The 18907-nt window shown below is 65.9% G+C and carries 14 protein-coding genes; 11 read left to right on the top strand and 3 right to left on the bottom strand.

The genetic code is table 11. The features are described from left to right. The first annotated feature begins 1506 nt into the window (after positions 1-1506). The gene (locus BKE09_RS05055) at positions 1507-1863 is read left to right on the top strand and encodes a hypothetical protein (protein ID WP_075675028.1); all 357 of its coding nucleotides are present in this window, start codon (positions 1507-1509) and stop codon (positions 1861-1863) included. A 158-nt stretch (positions 1864-2021) separates the two neighbouring features. Here BKE09_RS05055 and BKE09_RS23615 read toward each other — a convergent pair whose 3' ends face one another. Next, entirely contained in the window at positions 2022-2450 is a 429-nt protein-coding gene (locus tag BKE09_RS23615; RefSeq protein WP_139319615.1) for a hypothetical protein, read from the bottom strand. Here BKE09_RS23615 and BKE09_RS05050 point away from each other — a divergent pair. The 5 genes from BKE09_RS05050 to cyoD all read left to right on the top strand — a co-directional run bounded on the left by BKE09_RS05050 (position 2403) and on the right by cyoD (position 7531). Then, entirely contained in the window at positions 2403-3221 is an 819-nt protein-coding gene (locus BKE09_RS05050) for a hypothetical protein (protein WP_139319614.1), read from the top strand. The two genes, BKE09_RS23615 and BKE09_RS05050, sit on opposite strands and share 48 nt — an antisense overlap. Positions 3222-3499: 278 nt before the next feature. Further along, positions 3500-4555 (top strand): ubiquinol oxidase subunit II, encoded by a 1056-nt coding sequence (cyoA, locus tag BKE09_RS05045; RefSeq protein WP_075675026.1) that lies wholly within the window; start codon positions 3500-3502, stop codon positions 4553-4555. A gap of 2 nt (positions 4556-4557) precedes the next feature. Beyond that, a complete protein-coding gene (cyoB, locus tag BKE09_RS05040) occupies positions 4558-6555 on the top strand; it encodes a cytochrome o ubiquinol oxidase subunit I (protein ID WP_075675025.1) in 1998 nt (665 codons plus the stop codon). Further along, the gene (gene cyoC, locus BKE09_RS05035) at positions 6552-7190 is read left to right on the top strand and encodes a cytochrome o ubiquinol oxidase subunit III (protein WP_049446432.1); all 639 of its coding nucleotides are present in this window, start codon (positions 6552-6554) and stop codon (positions 7188-7190) included. The genes cyoB and cyoC overlap by 4 nt, the downstream gene beginning before the upstream one ends. Beyond that, positions 7190-7531 (top strand): cytochrome o ubiquinol oxidase subunit IV, encoded by a 342-nt coding sequence (gene cyoD / locus BKE09_RS05030; RefSeq protein ID WP_014036396.1) that lies wholly within the window; start codon positions 7190-7192, stop codon positions 7529-7531. The genes cyoC and cyoD overlap by 1 nt, the downstream gene beginning before the upstream one ends. Positions 7532-7646: 115 nt before the next feature. Here cyoD and BKE09_RS05025 read toward each other — a convergent pair whose 3' ends face one another. Beyond that, on the bottom strand, positions 7647-9704 hold the full coding sequence (locus tag BKE09_RS05025) for a bifunctional diguanylate cyclase/phosphodiesterase (protein WP_075675024.1): 2058 nt from the start codon (positions 9702-9704) through the stop codon (positions 7647-7649). A 149-nt stretch (positions 9705-9853) separates the two neighbouring features. On the opposite strand from BKE09_RS05025, the gene radA reads away from it, so the two are divergent. The 4 genes from radA (at position 9854) to BKE09_RS05005 (ending at position 16149) form a co-directional block, all read left to right on the top strand. Then, positions 9854-11230, top strand: coding sequence for a DNA repair protein RadA (radA, locus tag BKE09_RS05020; RefSeq protein ID WP_075675023.1), 1377 nt, complete (start codon positions 9854-9856; stop codon positions 11228-11230). Between the two features lie 144 nt (positions 11231-11374). Then, a complete protein-coding gene (locus tag BKE09_RS05015) occupies positions 11375-13234 on the top strand; it encodes an ATP-binding protein (protein ID WP_075675022.1) in 1860 nt (619 codons plus the stop codon). Between the two features lie 48 nt (positions 13235-13282). Beyond that, complete coding sequence (locus tag BKE09_RS05010; RefSeq protein WP_075675021.1) at positions 13283-15589, top strand: tetratricopeptide repeat protein; 2307 nt, start codon at positions 13283-13285, stop codon at positions 15587-15589. Positions 15590-15681: 92 nt separating this feature from the next. After that, entirely contained in the window at positions 15682-16149 is a 468-nt protein-coding gene (locus tag BKE09_RS05005) for a hypothetical protein (protein WP_075675020.1), read from the top strand. 324 nt (positions 16150-16473) lie between these two features. Here BKE09_RS05005 and ccsA read toward each other — a convergent pair whose 3' ends face one another. Continuing rightward, the gene (gene ccsA / locus BKE09_RS05000) at positions 16474-17268 is read right to left on the bottom strand and encodes a cytochrome c biogenesis protein CcsA (RefSeq protein WP_075675019.1); all 795 of its coding nucleotides are present in this window, start codon (positions 17266-17268) and stop codon (positions 16474-16476) included. Between the two features lie 122 nt (positions 17269-17390). Here ccsA and ffh point away from each other — a divergent pair, with 122 nt between their 5' ends. Beyond that, complete coding sequence (gene ffh, locus BKE09_RS04995) at positions 17391-18767, top strand: signal recognition particle protein (RefSeq protein WP_075675018.1); 1377 nt, start codon at positions 17391-17393, stop codon at positions 18765-18767. Positions 18768-18907 lie beyond the last annotated feature (140 nt).

Genomic DNA, 18907 nt, shown 5'->3' with positions numbered 1-18907 from the left:
CCGAGTGCTGATGCGGATGTGTCGCTGGTCGTGATGTTGGACCTAGGAACTGCCTGCACCACGATTGGTCTTTTGCGGACGAGCTGAATTGACAATCCTGTTGTGTAACGGTATATTAGACGCGTGAGCAAATTTGCTCGAAAAGCTTCGCTTCGCTGGGTATGCTCAGTCTGCAGCTAGGCTCCTACCATGGGCTGGAACTGTCCTTGGATGCAGATACCGCTAGTGCGTTAGTTATGACGGTATTCAATTTTTTCTGCATTCATAAAAAGGAAAATTTCATGGCAAAAGTCAAAATGTTTGGGGCGTCGTTTCTGCGGGTGTAGCCAAGGACGATTCCATGTTTTGAAGTAGGCGCTAGATGACATGCTTATCCATTTATGCGGAGAGAAACGCAGGTGAAAGCCTGACACCCGCTCCAATTTTAGAAAAAGCCGCCTAAATGGCGGCTTTTTTTGTTCTTGGGTCGTCCTCTTTCACTGGTGCAGTTGTTGCGTATCCGGCCTTGTTACAAGGCTCTCTCGGGGATTAAAGGGATTGAAGGGGTGCGGAGGTTCGAGGGTATCGCATGCGGTGTTCCGGTCCGCTTCGGGGAATTGTGGAATCGAATCCGGAAGGGGGATTCTGCGTCGTAGCCCTCACGAGCGAGATGTGCAAATGCAGCAAGAAGCACGTTCCGCCGCCATTGGCGCGCATGCGCCTAGTCAATGGGCTGTGCGCGCAGGGCCGATTGCTCCATTCCGAGTTGCTCGGGCTGCTCGCGCTGTCGTTGTAACAACAACTGGATTAGGAGTATGAAGTAATCGCCTTGCTTGCGATGGAGGCGTTGGATGAGGAGTCGCCGAACGTGGGATTGGGCGTGATACGGCCGATGCTGCGCGCCCATATCCGCAGCGCATAGCCTGCAGAACCAGCCCGGTGGTGCCAGCCCATGGTTTGCAATTGCGAAGCCAATCACCTGTCGCTTCGTGCACGACAAAGCGGCCTCATTGCGTCAAGTCGCCCACGCTATCGGTCTTCCAAGCACCCCGTCGCGCGGCTTTATAAAACTAGTAGTAAGCGAGAAGGCGTCACTCGCCTAGCGCGTTATAGAGCTTTCTGCGTCACCACGTGTCGCATACGCCTCTAGGGTAGTGCGCACGAGCATTCCCTTGTCGTCTCCGGCACTCACCACGCATGCAACACTTCTGCCCGCACGCTCGATGCATCCGAATCTTTCGGATTTTTCTCATTGAATCGAACGTGCAGGCGTAAACAACATGGCGCGCCACCGAAAACGGGTGGCCGGGTGTGCAAACCCGAGACAGATGTTACTTACGCTTGCCAGTCGGCACCGTCCTGAAGCGGTGCCGGCTGGCAATCCGTCGGCCTCTATGGCGGGCGGTGCGTGGGGATCTTCGGATCCGCCGGTCAATGGTAACTATCTGTCCCGGTTTGCAACCCGCACCGTCCGCCACCCGCCTCCGCGCGGTGGCGCTGTTAAGTACAGCCACGGAAGCCGACGCCATGACCACCCGCAAGACTCCGCCGTTCCCCATTGATGACCCCATCAACGACGACGCCAACCCGGCCGACGAACTGAGTACTTTCCAGGGCTGCCTCAAGCGTATCCGCGATGGCGAAGGCTCCGATGGCATGCTCTGGCCTGAGGAAAACCTGTCCGAAGGACGCCGTCAGTCGCTGGCACGCATCGACCGCGCCGCCGTAGGCATTCTGACCGCGGTCGAAATGCTGCATGCCGCAAGCCGCTGCGAATCAGTGGCCACGCCCAGCCGGCATCTGGACGAGGGCGTGGTCGAGGGGCTGTTTTTCGCCTGCCGCGAACTGGCCGAACTGGTCTGCAGGGAAGTCCGTCCGTCCTGACGTCCTGGTCGGGCAGGCAGGCCATTCAAGCCTGCTGTCCCGGCACGGGGGCGGCCTGATACGCTGCGCCCGCACGCCGCCCCGCGCGGCCCCAGGGATCGTGTGCCATGGCATCAGGGAATGGGGTGTGCCGGACTGTCCTTGCCGCAGTCCTTGTGCTACTGGCGGCCGTTCCATTGCTGGTGGAGGCCGCATCGGAAGCGGATACCGCCCGATTCGTGCGCGAAACCCGACAGCTTGAAGTTTCTCCGCTGCAGCCCGGTGCGGAGAATGTGCGCCGGTGGCTGTTCACCTGGGCGCTGCAGACGCCGGATTATCAGGTGGTTATCTGTCCGGTCCTGGACCTGCCCGAGACCGAAGATAAAGACACCTCGATTGCGCCGCAGGTGTTCGCGCAGCAGATGTTTGGAAATCTGGCCAAGCAGATCACGGATGGCCGCGAGGGCGACGAGGTGGATCGGCAGTTGGCGGGTGTGGAAAGTGCGCTGAAGGCATACGCGGGGTTTCTGAAGGCTGATCCCTCGTTGAAAATCGCGGGCATGGATCAGCTGACCGCGCTGCAGAAGGCGGGCACCCTGCGCGCGCATGTGGCGGCGGTCCTGGAGGAAAAGTGCAGCGCCGATGTTCCCAGGGAAACTCTGAGCCTGGACGCGGAGGATGCGGCGCCGCCGGTACGCGGGCCCTTCCTGGGTGATTTCCTGCGCGGCACCAGCGTGGTCTACCCGTTGCAGGTGGGCGAGTGGCAGGCGCTGGATGAGCGCCGCTACGACGATATATTCGGTGGCGCGTCGGTCCGCTATCAGCGGCCGGGCAACAACAGCGGCTGGATCGACCTGTATTTCTATCCCGTCGGCCTGCAGGAGCCGGACGAGCAGCGGACGATGGCCGAGGGCGAGCGCGAGGCGCTGCTGGACGCACGCAAGGAATCGATGGCCAGCGAGCGTGACATGTCCGCACTGCAGCCGCTGGTGGTGCCGGTGGCCAGCCTGGAGGCCAGTGGACCGGCGCGGGTGGGCGCGAACGTGCTGGACTTCCGTTACAGCACCGACGGCAAGGCCTACAGCTCGGTGATGATCTACGCGATCGACCGCATGTACGTCATCAAGCTGCGCTACAGCGTGGAGGCCGCCGCGGCCAGCCGCGAGCAGGCGCGCCGCGAGGCGGAGACCTTCTTCAGGACTTTGCTGTCGGGCGTGGAGATCACCAGCTTTGGAACCTGCGGCCGGGCGCCTGTGGCGGACCTGCTGCGGCTGCGCGCCGGCTGCGTGGGTGTCGATCCGCTGCTGCCGGTAGTGGGCGAGGGCCAGCGCGAGCTGCGCTTCGAGTATCCCGCGCCCCATGGCGCGGCAGGGCAGTAGGGTCGCCAGCCATCTGCCTCCCTGAATACGTTCATCTGGCTTTGCCGATTCCGGCATCCGCGCGCCCTGCGCACCCGGTGCGACAACGTGTCGCAGCGATATCCGGCCACTTCCTGCGCCTGATCATTGTCAATGCCTTTCTTAAATGGTGGGTGACGGCCTAAAATTGAAAGGCTGACTCGACCCCACCTCCCTGCCTGTCTTCCGGACCGGTGGGACCGGCTTTGGCCGGAACAGGCAGGACGGGGAACGGCATTCCCTCGCAATTGGATCGACCGATGATTCCGTTGAAAACCCTTGGGCGCTGGTTGCGCCCGGGCCTGCTGCTGTCGTTGCTGGTGATGCTCACCGGCTGCGATGCCGTGGCCATCCTCAGTCCGAAGGGCCAGATCGGCCAGGATGAGAAGACCCTGCTGATCACGGCCACCGTGCTCATGCTGCTGGTCGTCATCCCGGTCATCATCATGACCCTGACCTTCGCGTGGAAGTATCGCGCCTCCAACACCAAGGCCCGCTACGAGCCGAAGTGGTCCCACTCGACGGCGATCGAGGTGGTGGTGTGGTCCATTCCCTGCATGATCGTGCTGGTGCTGGCGGTCCTGACCTGGCGCTCGTCGCACGCACTGGACCCGTATCGTCCGCTGGATTCGGACGTCAAGCCGGTCACCATCGAGGCGATCTCGCTGGACTGGAAGTGGCTGTTCATCTATCCGGAAGAGAAGGTGGCGGTCGTCAACGAAATCAAGTTCCCGGTCAACACGCCGCTGAACTTCAAGATCACGTCCGATTCGGTGATGAATGCCTTCTTCATCCCGCACCTGGGCAGCATGATCTACTCGATGGCTGCGATGGAGACCAAGCTCCACCTGATCGCCAACGAGACCGGTGAATTCCCGGGCATGTCCTCGCACTACAGTGGTGCCGGCTTCGCCAAGATGCACTTCACCGCCTACTCGGTTACCGATGCCGAATACCGCCAGTGGCTGGACCAGGTCCGTGCCGGTGAGCAGACCCTGGACAAGGCCTCGTTCAAGGCCCTGGGTGAAGCACGCAATGCCGAGTGGTACCCGGTCACCTACTTCGGCAAGACCGAAGAAGGCCTGTTCGACTGGGTCATCGCCAAGCACATGGGCGACAACAAGCATTACGGCATGAAGCACGAGCACAAGGCCCCGGCCGACGGTGCCGCTGCTGAAGGTCACGATGCCCATGCAGGTCACGAGGGCCATGAAGGCCACACCGACGCTGCCGCCGCTCCGGCCGAACACGCCGGACACACTGCTGACGAGCACGCCGCCGCCGGTCACGCCGGCCACGCGGGCTCGGGAGAATGAACATGTTGGGTAAACTCTCAATTGAGTCGATCCCCCACGATCCGATCGTCCTGACGACGTTGATCGGCGCGGTTCTTGGTGGCCTGGGCGTCATGGCCCTGATCACCAAGTTCAAGCTGTGGGGCTATCTGTGGAAGGAGTGGTTCACCTCGGTGGATCACAAGAAGATCGGCGTGATGTACCTCATCGTCGCCTTCGTCATGCTGCTGCGCGGTTTCTCCGACGCCATCATGATGCGTACCCAGCAGGCCATCGCCGTCGGTGGCTCCGAGGGCTACCTGCCGCCGCACCACTACGACCAGATCTTCACCGCCCACGGCGTGATCATGATCTTCTTCGTGGCGATGCCGCTGATCACCGGCCTGATGAACCTGGCCGTGCCGCTGCAGATCGGTGCGCGCGACGTCGCGTTCCCGTTCGTCAACTCGCTCAGCTTCTGGCTGTTCGTGTCCGGCGCGGTGCTGATCATGCTGTCGCTGTGGATCGGTGAGTTCGCTGCCACCGGCTGGCTGGCATTCCCGCCACTGTCGGGCATCGAATACAGTCCAAGCGTCGGCATGGACTACTACATCTGGGGTCTACAGGTCGCAGGCCTGGGTACCACGCTGAGCGGTATCAACTTCTTCATCACTATCCTGAAGATGCGTACCCCCAGCATGAAGCTGATGCAGATGCCGGTGTTCACCTGGACCGCCCTGGTGACCAACGTGCTGATCGTCGCTGCCTTCCCGGTGCTGACCATCACCCTGGTACTGCTGACCCTGGACCGTTACCTGGGTACGCACTTCTTCACCAATGACGGTGGCGGCAACGCCATGCTGTACATCAACCTGATCTGGATCTGGGGTCACCCGGAGGTGTACATCCTGGTCCTGCCGGCGTTCGGTGTGTTCTCCGAAGTCATCGCGACCTTCTCGCGCAAGGCGCTGTTCGGCTACAAGGGCATGGTCTACGCCACCGCCTGCATCGGCGTGCTGTCGTTCATCGTGTGGCTGCACCACTTCTTCACCATGGGCTCCGGTGCCAACGTCAATGCCTTCTTCGGCATCACGACGATGATCATCTCGATCCCGACCGGCGTGAAGATCTTCAACTGGCTGTTCACCATGTTCCGCGGCCGCGTGCACTTCACCACCCCGGTGCTGTGGACCATCGGCTTCATGGTCACCTTCGTCATCGGCGGCATGACCGGCGTGATGCTGGCGATCCCGGCCATCGACTTCGTGCTGCACAACAGCCTGTTCCTGATCGCCCACTTCCACAACGTCATCATCGGCGGCGTGGTGTTCGGCATGTTCGCCGGCATCACCTACTGGTGGCCGAAGATGTTCGGCTTCCGCCTCAATGAGTTCTGGGGCAAGTGCGCGTTCTGGTGCTGGTTCATCGGCTTCTACGTGACCTTCATGCCGATGTACGTGCTGGGCTTCATGGGCATGACCCGTCGCCTGCAGAGTACGGTCAACCCGGCCTATGAGCCGCTGCTGCTGATCGCCGCCGCAGGTGCCTTCATCGTTGGCGCCGGCATCCTGTGCCAGATCATCCAGGTGGCCGTCTCGATCCGCGACCGCAAGAAGACCGTCGACCTGACCGGCGATCCGTGGGATGCCCGTACGCTGGAGTGGGAAACCTCTTCGCCGCCGGCCTTCTACAACTTCGGCGCGCTGCCGGAAGTCACCGAGCTGGACGACTTCTGGGAGCGCAAGCAGCGTGGTGAAGCCTGGCCGAAGCCGGCCAAGTACACCGACATCCACATGCCGCGCAACACCGGCACGGGCGTTGTCATCGGTGCCTTCAGCCTGGTGTTCGGCTTCGCGATGATCTGGCACATCTGGTGGCTGGCCATCGTCGGCTTCGTCGGCATGATCGCCACGTTCATCTACCGCACCTTCGACCAGGACGTGGACTACTGGGTCCCGGCCGCCGAGGTGGAACGCATCGAGAACGAACACCGCAAGCACCTGGAAGCCCAGGGCCTGGTGAAGTCGGAGCTGAAGGCATGAGCACCAATACCTCGACCCTGAGCCACGGGCACGCCGCACACGCGGCGGCCCATGGCCATGACGACCACGAGCACCACGACACCGGCGGCAACACCGTCTTCGGTTTCTGGGTGTACCTGATGAGCGACTGCCTCATCTTCGCCTCGCTGTTCGCCACCTACGTGGTGCTGTCCGGCGGTACCGATGGTGGTCCCACCGCGAAGGACCTGTTCGAACTGCCGTTCGTGGCGTGGGAAACCGCGCTGCTGCTGACCTCGTCGCTGACCTTCGGCCTGGGCATGATCGCCATGCACCGCAAGCAGGTTGGCCAGATGTTCCTGTGGCTGGCGGTTACCTGGCTGCTGGGCTTCGGCTTCATGTGCATGGAAGTCTATGAGTTCCAGCACCTGATCCATCAGGGCTACGGTCCGGACCGCAGTGCCTTCCTGTCGGCGTTCTTCGCCCTGGTCGGCACCCACGGCCTGCACGTCAGCGCCGGCCTGCTGTGGCTGCTGGTGATGTTCGTGCAGCTGAAGAAGTACGGCCTGACCCCGACCAACAAGACCCGCATGGCGTGCCTGAGCCTGTTCTGGCACTTCCTGGACCTGATCTGGATCGGCGTGTTCTCCGTCGTCTACCTCAATGGAGCGCTGTAATGGCACATGACAACCATGCACACGACCACGCCGCCGGCGGCGAGAGCCACGGCAGCGTCAAGTCCTACCTGATCGGCTTCGTGCTGGCGGTGGTGCTGACCGTCATCCCGTTCTGGATGGTGATGTCGGGTGATTTCTCGCGCACCGTCAACGGTGTGGTGATCGCGGTCACCGCGGTGCTGCAGATGCTGGTCCACCTGGTGTTCTTCCTGCACCTGGACCGCTCTTCGGAAAGCCGCTGGAACGTCAACGCTGCGGCCTTCACCGTTGTGGTGATCGGCATCATCGTGATCGGCACCCTGTGGGTCATGCACAACATGAACGTGCACATGATGCACTGACGTCCTCGCGACGTTGCCACGCAGAAAGGCCGCCCTCGGGCGGCCTTTTTGTTGGCGGCTGGATGGGGTCGGATCCCTGGCCGCAGGCCAGGGCTCTGACCCCGGGGCCGGGGCCTCACCCCACCCGGCGCAGGAACTCGTCCGCCTCCATCGGCCGCCCCAGGTGATAACCCTGCAACTGGTCGCAGCCCAGCTCGCTCAGGTATTCGCGCTGCGCCTGCGTCTCCACGCCCTCGGCCACCACCTGCAGCTGCAGGGTGCGGCCCAGCGCGATGATCGACGAGACGATGGCGGCGTCCTCGTCATTGCGCTCCAGGTCGTGCACGAACGCACGGTCGATCTTCAGCTCGGTGGCGGGCATGCGCTTGAGGTACAGCAGGCTGGAATAGCCGGTGCCGAAATCATCGATGGCGATGTGCACGCCCATCGCGGTCAGGTCGTTGAGGATCGCCAGGCTGGCATCGACATCCTTCATCGCCGTGGTCTCGGTGATCTCCAGGGTCAGCCGCGCGGGTTCGATCCGGTGCCGCTGCAGCACCTCGCGCACACTGTCCAGCAGCGCCGGCGAGGCGAACTGCAACGGCGACAGGTTCACCGCCATCGACCATTCCGTATGCCCGGCCTGGTGCCATGCCCGCAGCTGCGCGCAGGCTTGGTCCAGTACCCAGTCACCGATCGGCAGGATCAGACCGCTGCGCTCGGCGATGGGAATGAACACGTCCGGCGCCAGCAGGCCCAGCTCCGGGTGCTGCCAGCGCAGCAGCGCTTCGGCGCCGGTGGCCGGTGCGCCGGCGGCAGGGAACTTGGGCTGGTAGTGCAGGATCAGTTCGTTGCGGGCGATGGCCTTGCGCAGGTCCTGCAGCAGGCGCAGCTGGCGGTTGGCGCTGAGCTGCATCGAGGGGGTGAAGAAGGTATAGCCGTTCCGCCCGGTTTCCTTGGTGTGGTACATCGCCGCGTCGGCGTGTGCCATCAGCTCGCGTTCGTTGCTGGCATCGTCCGGGTACAGGGCGATGCCCAGGCTGGCACTGACCTGCAGTTCGGCCGCATCCAGCGTGAACGGTTCGCCGGCAGCGGCGATGATGCGCTCGGCCACCACCACTGCATCGTCGGGAATATCGATGGCCAGCACGATCACGAACTCGTCGCCGCCGAGACGGGCAAACGTATCCTGCGGCCGCAGCAGCCCGCCGATGCGCTGCGCCACCGCCACCAGCAGGCGGTCGCCGAGCTGGTGGCCATAGGCATCATTGACCGCCTTGAAACCATCCAGGTCGCAGAACATCACCGCCACCGCATGGTTGCGGCGCCGCGCCTTCTCGATCGCCTGCTCGATGCGGTCCTGCAGCAGCATGCGGTTGGGCAGCTGGGTCAACGGGTCGTGCAGTGCGGCCTGGATCAGCTTGTTGTTGGCGTGCGCCAGCGAATCGGCCAGCAGCCCGGTGCGCACGCGCATCTGCCGGTCGAACAGCGAGGCCACCAGGGCGATGCCCAGCGTGGCCACGGTGGTGACGATGACCAGCACCGCCAGCCAGCGCGTGTCGATGCCACCACTGCCGACGGCGCCACAGATGCTGCCTTCGGGGAAGCGCGCGGCGGCCATGCCGGTGTAATGCATGCCGACGATGGCCAGGCCCATCACCAGCGACGCGAGCGCGCGCAGGAGCAGGGTGTGGCGGTGCTCGGCGCGCAGGCGGAAGGCGATCCACAGGGCGGCACCGGCGGCACCGATGGCCACCGCGATGGAGGCGGCAAACCAGCCCGGGTGGTAGTCGATGCCCGGCTGCATGCGCATCGCTGCCATGCCCAGGTAATGCATGGTGGCGATGCCCAGGCCCATCAGCACGGCACCGGCCAGCAGCCGGCGCCAGGGCAGGCTGGGCCGCGACACCAGCCACAGCGCATAGGCCGAGGCGCCGATCGAGACCGCCAGCGAGTACAGGGTGATGCCGAGGTCGTAGCCGACCGGGATCGGCAGGTCGAAGGCGAGCATGCCGATGAAGTGCATCGACCAGATGCCCAGGCCCATGGCCGCCGCCCCCCCGGCCAGCCACCAGCGGGCCACGCGGCCCTCGGCCGTGGCCAGGCGCCCGGCCATGTCCAGCGCCGTGTACGAAGCAAGAATGGCCACCAGCAGGGAGGTGATGACCAGGCTCTGACTGTAACTGCCAGTCATGTTGAATCCAGTGGGGGAGGGAGGGGCGCCCGCAAGGCGCACGCCCGCGACCCCTATCGGCGCGGGTGGGCAGGACTTGAGCGGTCGCAGCACCTGCGACCCGGCTCGGCTATCCTGCCACGCCTGTTCCCGTTGCTGGAAATCATCCGATGGCAAAAGCCCGCACCGCCTACGTCTGCAATGAATGCGGCGCCGAATTCAGCAAGTGGCAGGGCCAATGCACCGAGTGCAACGCCTGGAACTCGCTGTCGGAAATCGTGCTGGAAAGCGCGGCGGCGGCCAAGGCGCCGGCCTCGCGCCGGGCCGGCTGGGCCGGCAAGATCGACCCGCCGAAGATCACCGCCCTGAAGGACGTGGAGCAGACCGAGCATCGCCGGGTCTCCACCGGCATCGGCGAGTTCGACCGGGTGCTGGGCGGTGGCCTGGTCGAGGGCGCGGTGGTGCTGGTCGGTGGCGATCCGGGCATCGGCAAGTCGACGCTGCTGCTGCAGGCGGTGGCAAAGATGGCGGCCGAGCTGCCGGTGCTGTACGTCACCGGCGAAGAGTCGCTGGCGCAGGTCGCCGGTCGCGCGCACCGGCTGGAGCTTCCGCTGGACGGGGTCAACGCGCTGGCCGAGACCGGGGTCGAGTCGATCCTGCAGCATGCATCCAAGGCCGGCCCGCGGCTGATCGTGGCCGACTCCGTGCAGACCCTGTGGACCGAGAGCCTGACCGCTGCGCCGGGATCGGTCAGCCAGGTGCGCGAGAGCGCGGCGCGGCTGGTGCGGTTCGCCAAGGAGACCGGTACCGCCGTGTTCCTGGTCGGCCACGTGACCAAGGAGGGCGGCATCGCGGGTCCGCGCGTGCTCGAGCACATGGTCGACGCGGTGCTGTACTTTGAGGGTGAGAGTGGCAGCCGCTTCCGCCTGCTGCGCGCGTTCAAGAACCGCTTCGGCGCGGTCAACGAACTGGGCGTGTTCGCGATGGGCGACAAGGGACTGAAGGAGGTCTCCAACCCATCGGCGATCTTCCTGTCCGGCGGCAGCACCCATCAACCGGGCAGCTGCGTGATGGTCACCCGCGAGGGCACCCGGCCGCTGCTGGTGGAAGTGCAGGCACTGGTCGATGCGTCGCCGCTGTCGAATCCACGCCGTGTCGCGGTCGGCCTGGAGCAGAACCGCCTGGCGATGCTGCTGGCGGTGTTGCATCGCCACGGCGGCGTGCTGGTCGGCGACCAGGACGTGTTCGTCAATGTCGTCGGCGGCATCCGCGTGCAGGAGACCGCCGCCGACCTGCCGGTGCTGCTGGCGGTGCTGTCCTCGCTGCAGGATCGGCCGCTGGCGGAAAAGACCATCGCCTTCGGCGAGGTGGGCCTGTCCGGCGAGATCCGCCCGGTGCCCAATGGCGAGGACCGCCTGCGCGAGGCCGCCACCCATGGCTTCAAGCGCGCCATCGTGCCCAAGGCCAATGCGCCCAAGGGCGGCTCGGTGAAAGGCATGGAAGTGATCGCGGTGGAGCGGCTGTCCGAGGCCATCGACGCGACGTGATCGCGCCGGGCATGGCCCGGCGTCACCACCGCGCACGTGGAATACGGCGGCCGACACGGCAACGGTCAGCCTGCCTGTGCTAGTTTTTCCCGCTCGACGAAGGCGCCCTGTGGCGTCTTTCCGTGCCCAGGAGTAAACGATTACATGCAGGACACCGCGCTCATTGCCCCCAACGCCGAGATCCGTCGTGCCGGGGTCGATCTCAATGGACTGATGACGGTGCTGGGCAAGCACCTGTATTCCACCCCGGTGGTGGCGCTGCGTGAGCTGGTGCAGAACGCGCACGACTCGATCATCCGCCGCCGCATCGAGCAGCCCGGCGTCGAGGTACCTTCGCGCATTTCGGTGCAGGTCGATGCAGGTGCCGGCGTGCTGCGCATCATCGATACCGGTGCCGGCCTGACCCGCCAGGAAATCCATGACTACCTCGCCACCGTCGGCGTCGGCTACACCCGTGGCCTGCGCCAGGGCGGCGAGGACGATGATGGCCTGATCGGCATGTTCGGCCTCGGCTTCCTGTCGGCCTTCGTGCTAGCGCGCCGGGTCAGCGTGCGCACGACCTCGTACCAGACGCCGGAGCTGGGCCATCTGTACGTGTCCAGCAACGCCGAGCAGTACACCGTCAGCGAAGTGCCGGCACGCGCGGTCGGCACCGAGGTGGAGCTGGAGCTGCATCCGGACTTCCTGCCGCTGGCCAACGAGGCGCGCCTGCATGAGGTGCTGGGCCGCTACTGCGCGTTGTTGTCCGAGCCGATCTTCATCGGCGCCGGTGCCGAGGCGCTCAATCCCGAGCCGCCGCCGTGGCGCGGCCAGGGGGATGTCGCCGTGCATCCGGTGCAGGCGCGTCGCCAGGCGTTGCAGTTCGCTGCGCGCTTCGAGCACGATTTCGAGCCGATCGTCACCGTGCCGCTGCGTGCCGATGGCAACAGCGATGCCACCGGCCTGCTGTGGGTGCAGGACGGCGCCACCTATGGCACCAGTGACAACCGCAACCTGTCGGTGTTCGTGCGCGGCATGCTGCTGGATGACGACGCCCGCGACCTGCTGCCGCCGTGGGCCGGTTTCATCGGCGGGGTGATCGAATCCTCGCGGCTGACGCCCACCGCCAGCCGCGAAGACCTGCAGCGCGATGACCAGTACCGCGCCGTGCAGCATGCCTTGCTGGAGGCATTGATCGACGGCCTGGCCGACGTTGCGCGGCAGCAGCCGGAAGCGTGGCGACGCGTATTGAGCCGCCACAACGAGGCGCTGCTGGGCGCGGCGCTGTGCGATGACCGCCTGTTCGACCTGCTGCTGGAACACGTGCGCGTGCCGACCTCGCAGGGCGACCTGCCGGCCAGCGCGCTGCCAGCGCGGGGTGCCGTGCATGTGATCCTCGACAACGGCGGCGGCTTCGAGGAAATGCTGTTCCGTGCGATGGGCGTGCCGGTCGCGCATGGCCATCGCTACGCGGTGGTGCCGTTCCTGCGGCGCTGGGCCCAGGCCAAGGGCCTGCGCCTGGTTGAACTGGGGACCGAGCAGGGCAACCGCGCGCTGTTCCGCAGCGATGACAGCCTCGACGAGGTGCAGCTGGCATGGCTGCGCGAGCAGCTGGGCGATGGCGAGCAGCTGCTGCCGGCGCGCTTCAGCCCGGAGGCACTGCCGGTGGTGGTGGTGCCCGACCGCGAGGCCGAGCTGAAGCAACGCCTGGAGGACGACGAGAACGACAAGCGCGTTTCGATGGCGGCGCTGCGCCTGGCGCGGCAGTTCACCGCACGCATCGAATCGCGCGCACCCTCGCGGCTGTACCTCAACCTCGACAACCCGGCGGTGCAGGCGCTGCTGCGCGCCCAGCGCGAGGGCCACCCGCAGGCCGAGGCGGCGGCACGCCTGCTGCGCTCGCTGAAGATCATCGTCGCTGCGCAGGGCCGTCCCCTGGCCCGGGCAGCGACCGCCACGCCAGGCCCGGATCTCAACGGCGCCTTTACCGATATCGCCGGTGCCCTGCAGCAGATGCTGCGCTGAGCACCGCACCCTCTCATCCAGCCTTCGCTAGACAGGAGCACTTACCCCATGGACATCTGGAACTGGGTCGAAAAACTGCAGGGAGACCTGCGCCAGGCCGGCCAGGCGCAGAACGCGCACCTGCTGAACCGCCTCGCCGACGAGGTCAGCGAGCTGCAGATCGACCGCGTCGATGCACTGTTGCCCGAAGCGCGTGCGCTGGGCAAGGCGCTCGACAACCCCTGGGTCGACGTCTACGTCGGTCACTGGGCGCTGCGCAACCGCGTCGGCAACAGAGTTGAAGGCGAGAGCGCACTTGGCGAAGCCGTTTCGCTGTTCGAGCGCGCACACCGCGAAGACACCCTGGAATGCCCGCAGTCGATCTGCGTGACCCAGGACCTGGCCGCCTGCTACGGCAACATCGATGGCCCGGGCTGGGTGCCCGAGCGCATCGAGGTGTGCGACGAGACCCTCGGCCGCATCGATCCCAGCTGGGCCTGCTTCCAGTGCCTGAGCTGCGAGAAAGCCGATGCGCTGCTCGACGACGGCCGTGGCCAGGAGGCGCTGGATTACCTGCAGGTGCAGTCCGATGCGATCGAGGCCTGCGGCAAGGAGGTGTTCGACAGCTTCCCGGAGATGCAGATCAAGATCCTGCTCGCCGTCGGCCGGGCCGAAGAGGCACTGGTGCTGATCGAAAAGCGCGAGGCTGAAGTGGCGGCTTCCGGTGAGTATGAGCCGGCCAACTGCACGGTGCCGCGCCGCCTGTCCAAGGCGTGGGCGCTGGCCCAGCTGGGCCGCGACGAAGAGGCGCTGCAGCAGCTGGTGCCGTGGCGCGAGCTGACCCCGAACTACTGGCGGCTGTGGGCGAACACCGCTGCAGCGCTGTGCCAGCGCGACCCTGCACGCAATACGTGGGACCTGGGCACGCGCTTCAACACGATCATCGAGCACTTCGCCCGGGTCGGTTCGCATCGCCTGCTGATCGAAGTCGCGGCGCTGAGCCTGGAGCTCGCCCTGCAGCGTGGTGCACGCTGGGTGGCACTGCGCCAGCTGGAGCTGGCGCGTACCCATCTGGCGCAGTTGCGCCAGGACCGGGGTGCGGCTGCGCTGGTGGCCGGCCTGGCGACACGCATCGATGCCTTGCCGGAGATGGCGCCGCTGCCGGCACCGGCCGGTGAGTTGCTGGCGTGGCTGGAGGCGCAGGGCGAACAGAACCAGTCGCGCGATCCGGAGCGCGAGGCGCAGTGGCTGCTGCAGGCGCAGGAACACTGCCCGGATGACGAGGCGCTGGCCGAGATGGCCGCCTCCGCGTTGAGCGCCTGTGGTGCACAGGCCGAAGCGCGTGCATTGCTCTGGCGCTTCGTGCGCGCACATGCGCAGGATGACGGCCCGGCCGCCTACACGCTGATGCGCTGGCTGGCCGAGCAGGGCGACGATGATGGCCTGCGCCAACTGGCCGAACTCTATCGCGGCAGTGTGCCGGTGTTCGCGCACTGGTGCGAGGTGCAGCGCGCACGCCGCGTGTCCGACTGGCTGGCGCTGGAGCAGGCCGCGCAGGCGCTGCTTGCGGCATCGCCCGGTTCGCACGGTGCACGTGGCACGCTGGCGCGGATGTACATGGAAACCGGCCGCTTCAGCGAGGCCCAGGCCTGCTTTGCACAGCTGGTGGAGTTGCTGGAAGAGCCCAACGCCGCGCATTGGGACCACATGAGCGCAGCCAGCGCGGCGCGTGACTGGGACGCGGTGCGCCGCTCGGCCACAGCGATCGGCATGGAGCTGTCCAGCCAGGACGGTGTGGTCGAAGAGCCGTGGGGCTGGGTGATCATCCGCAGCGAAGAGAACGGCGAGCCGATGGAGTACTACGCCCGTCGCAGCGGCCCGGTGACCGCACGCATCGTCGAGAACGCGCCGGCCAACCGTGCCCAGCAGGTGGGCGACTGGGTGGTGTTCGACGCTGCGCTGGTGCACCCGGCGCCAGATGAGGAAGAGGCGCGCGAGCACTTCATCCCGACCTATGCGCAGGTGCATGTGCTGGAGCGCGGCGGCTTCGCCCGCAGCTGGCTGATTGACGGCGCGCACCCGGGCGAAGAGGCCTGGAACGCCTTCGTTGCTGCGGCCGAGGCGCAGGGCTGGCAGGTGTGGTCGCACAGCCGCCCGGACTACACCGTGACCGATCCGGACGAGGAGGAGGGCACGCTGCCGGGCCTGCTGTTCACCGTCGCCCAGCCGCAGGACCATGCACCGCTGGCGCTGCACCGCTTGCTGCAGCAGGAAACCGCGAAGTGGCCGCATCCGCACTGCTGGCTGCGCCTGGCCGAAGCCTGCGACCAGGATCGCCAGCCGCATCTGGATGTGATCGAGCGTTACGGGTTGTAAGCCAGGTATCGGGTAGTGTCGGCCGCTGGCCGGCAGCGCCGGGATATCCTGTGTTGCCGGCCAGCGGCCGGCACTTCCTCAAGGAGAAGGACATGCGAAAGACAGGGATGTTCGTGATCACCGGGCTGCTGCTGGCCGCCAACGTGCAGGCGGCGCCGGCCTGCCAGGAACCCGCCGCCGTGGCCCGCGCATTCTTCGAGGCGACGTCGGGTGACAACGGCTTTGTGCTGGACGCACCGCAGGCGCTGGTCAGCGACAGCTTTGGCAAAGCCCTGCGTGGCGAGCGCGCCTGCCAGGCGCGCGAGCAGGGCATCTGCAACATCGACTGGGATCCGTGGCTGGACGCGCAGGACGCTGACATCGAGGGCCCGGTGACCTATCAGTGGAAGGGGGCCACGGCTGATACCGGCATGGTCGAGATCCACTACGCAGTGGAGAAGCAGGCGTTCGTGTCGCGCGTGCCGATGGTCCGCCAGGGCAAGGGCTGCTGGCAGGCCGACGACCTGATCTCCAACAACGGCCGCTCGCTGCGCCGGATCCTGGCCCAGCCTGTCCCTTGACGGTGGGGGGGCGGCTGCGGCATCCACGCATGGCGTGGCCCTGTTGCCGGCCAGCGGCCGGCACTACCAGATTGGGGGCCGACCGTTGGTTGGCAGTACCGGGGTGGGGGCCGACCGTTGGTTGGCAGTACCGGGATGGGGGCCGACCGTTGGTTGGCAGTACCGGGGTGGGGGCCGACCGTTGGTCGGCAGTATCGGGGTGGGGGCCGACCGTTGGTTGGCAGTACCGGGGTGGGGGCCGACCGTTGGTCGGCAGTATCGGGGTGGGGGCCGACCGTTGGTTGGCAGTACCGGGGTGGGGGCCGACCGTTGGTCGGCACGCCTTTATCGCGTATGCCCGAACACCAGTTCGATCACGAACTGGCTGCCGAAGAACGCCAGCAGCAGCAACAGCATCGCCGCCAGCGTCCAGTGCACCGCCTTCATGCCGCGCCAGCCATAGCGCCGGCGGCCGATCAGCAGCACGCCGAACACGATCCACGACAGCACGCTCAGCACGGTCTTGTGCACCAGCTTCTGCGCCAGCAGGTCGTCGACGAACAGCACGCCGGTGACCAGGGTCAGGGTCAGCAGCGCGAAGCCGACGGTGATCACCCGGAACAGCAGCGATTCCAGATCGGCCAGCGGCGGCAGCGCGCGCAGCCACGGGCGGAACTCGCGGCGGCGCAGGGCGCGTTCCTGCAGCCAGAGCATGATCGCCAGCAGCGCGGCGATGCTCAGCGTGGCGTAGGCCAGCAGCGCCAGCCACGCGTGGCTGGCCAGGCGCCAGCCCAGCACCTTGCTCGGTTCGTGGCCGTAGCCGTGGTAGGCCAGCAGCAGGACCGCGGCCAGCGGGAACACCACCACGCCCAGCGCCGACATCCGCCCACGCGCACCGACCAGCGAGGTCAGCCAGGCCATGCCGAGGCCGACCAGCGACAGCGCGGCGAAGAAGTGCATGTCCGGCCCGCCGTTGGTGCGCATCGCCACCATCACGTGGTAGCCGCCATGCAGCAGCATCGCCGGCAGGGCGGGCCACAGCCAGGTGGGGGAGCCGGTGGTTTCATCGCGGCCGAGCGCGCGCACCAGCAGGGCACTGGCAGCCAGGTAGAGCAGGACGGCGATGAGAACGATTGTCATCGTTGCAGTTTCGCATACCCCCGGGATGCTGGCGACGGCCCGGTGGTCGCAGTCCGGGCGGACAGCCGGACCCGTTATACTGTCTGCCTTATTGTCCCCCGCTTTCAGACAGGTTGCGCCGCATGTTCGAGTCCCTGACCCAGCGCCTTTCCGGCACCATCGAGCGCCTGCGTGGCCGTGGCCGCCTGACCGAGGAGAACATCCGCGAGGCGACCCGCGAAGTGCGCATCGCGCTGCTCGAAGCCGACGTCGCGCTGCCGGTGGTGCAGGCCCTGATCGAGCGCATCAAGGTGCGCGCGGTCGGCCAGGAAGTGCTGAAGTCGCTGACCCCGGGCCAGGCCCTGATCAAGGTCGTCCGCGACGAGCTGACCGCGGTGATGGGCGCCGAAGCCAGCGACCTGAACCTCAATGTTCCGGCCCCGGCCATCATCCTGATGGCGGGCCTGCAGGGCGCCGGCAAGACCACCACGGTGGGCAAGCTGGCCAAGCACCTGAAGGAAAAGCGCAAGAAGAAGGTGATGGTGGTCTCGGCCGACGTCTACCGCCCGGCCGCGATCGAGCAGCTGAAGACCCTGGCCGAGCAGGTCGGCGTGCTGTTCTTCCCGTCCAGCGCCGACCAGAAGCCGGAAGCCATCGTGCGTGCCGCAATCGACGATGCGCGCAAGTCGTTCGTCGATGTGCTGCTGGTCGATACCGCCGGCCGCCTGGCCATCGACGAAGCGATGATGGCCGAGATCAAGGTCCTGCACGCTGCCGTGAACCCGGCCGAAACCCTGTTCGTGGTCGACGCCATGACCGGCCAGGACGCGGCCAACACCGCCAAGGCCTTCGGTGATGCGCTGCCGCTGACCGGCGTGGTGCTGACCAAGACCGACGGTGACGCCCGCGGCGGTGCCGCGTTGAGCGTGCGCTACATCACCGGCAAGCCGATCAAGTTCGTCGGTGTCAGCGAAAAGCCGGAAGGCCTGGACGTGTTCCACCCGGACCGCATCGCCAGCCGCATCCTGGACATGGGCGACGTACTGTCGCTGGTCGAGCAGGTAGAGCAGCAGGTCGACAAGGACAAGGCCGCCAAGCTGGCCGAGAAGGTCGCCAAGGGCAAGAAGTTCGACCTGAACGACATGCGCGACCAGCTGGAGCAGATGCAGAACATGGGCGGCATCGGCGGCCTGATGGACAAGCTGCCGGGCCTGGGCAACATCCCCGACCATCTGAAGCAGCAGGTCAGCCAGGGCAAGGAAGTGCCGCGCATGATCGCCATCATCGGCTCGATGACCAAGAAGGAACGGCGCAACCCGAACCTGCTCAATGGCTCGCGCCGCGCGCGCATCGCCAAGGGCTCGGGCGTGACTCCGGCCGACGTCAACAAGCTGATGAAGCAGTACATGCAGATGGAAAAGATGATGAGCAAGATGGCCGGCGGCGGCATGAAGGGCATGTTGCGCAGCATGAAGGGCATGATGGGCGCCATGGGCGGCCGCGGCATGCCGTTCCGTTGATGCGTTGAACACCGGCTTTTTCTGTAGAGTCGAGCCATGCTCGACTGCTTTTCTGCCAGTGCCCGGGTCGAGGTAGAGTCGAGCAAGCTCGACGCCACCCCCACACTGCGCGCACCATGGGGGCCTGTCCGAAACGATGG

It is taken from the genome of Stenotrophomonas sp. TD3 (assembly GCF_001939825.1).
GTDB lineage: Bacteria > Pseudomonadota > Gammaproteobacteria > Xanthomonadales > Xanthomonadaceae > Stenotrophomonas.
The sequence above is the reverse complement of the archived record's forward strand: the minus strand, read 5'-3'. Positions and strand labels throughout refer to the sequence as shown.

Coding starts and splice junctions, on each gene's coding strand:
- BKE09_RS05010 (WP_075675021.1), top strand. CDS start 13,283: ATGGACATCTGGAACTGGGTCGAAAAACTGCAGGGAGACCTGCGCCAG.
- cyoD (WP_014036396.1), top strand. CDS start 7,190: ATGGCACATGACAACCATGCACACGACCACGCCGCCGGCGGCGAGAGC.
- ccsA (WP_075675019.1), bottom strand. CDS start 17,268: ATGACAATCGTTCTCATCGCCGTCCTGCTCTACCTGGCTGCCAGTGCC.
- ffh (WP_075675018.1), top strand. CDS start 17,391: ATGTTCGAGTCCCTGACCCAGCGCCTTTCCGGCACCATCGAGCGCCTG.
- BKE09_RS05055 (WP_075675028.1), top strand. CDS start 1,507: ATGACCACCCGCAAGACTCCGCCGTTCCCCATTGATGACCCCATCAAC.
- cyoB (WP_075675025.1), top strand. CDS start 4,558: ATGTTGGGTAAACTCTCAATTGAGTCGATCCCCCACGATCCGATCGTC.
- BKE09_RS05025 (WP_075675024.1), bottom strand. CDS start 9,704: ATGACTGGCAGTTACAGTCAGAGCCTGGTCATCACCTCCCTGCTGGTG.
- radA (WP_075675023.1), top strand. CDS start 9,854: ATGGCAAAAGCCCGCACCGCCTACGTCTGCAATGAATGCGGCGCCGAA.
- cyoA (WP_075675026.1), top strand. CDS start 3,500: ATGATTCCGTTGAAAACCCTTGGGCGCTGGTTGCGCCCGGGCCTGCTG.
- BKE09_RS05050 (WP_139319614.1), top strand. CDS start 2,403: ATGGATCAGCTGACCGCGCTGCAGAAGGCGGGCACCCTGCGCGCGCAT.
- BKE09_RS05005 (WP_075675020.1), top strand. CDS start 15,682: ATGCGAAAGACAGGGATGTTCGTGATCACCGGGCTGCTGCTGGCCGCC.
- BKE09_RS23615 (WP_139319615.1), bottom strand. CDS start 2,450: ATGCGCGCGCAGGGTGCCCGCCTTCTGCAGCGCGGTCAGCTGATCCAT.
- BKE09_RS05015 (WP_075675022.1), top strand. CDS start 11,375: ATGCAGGACACCGCGCTCATTGCCCCCAACGCCGAGATCCGTCGTGCC.
- cyoC (WP_049446432.1), top strand. CDS start 6,552: ATGAGCACCAATACCTCGACCCTGAGCCACGGGCACGCCGCACACGCG.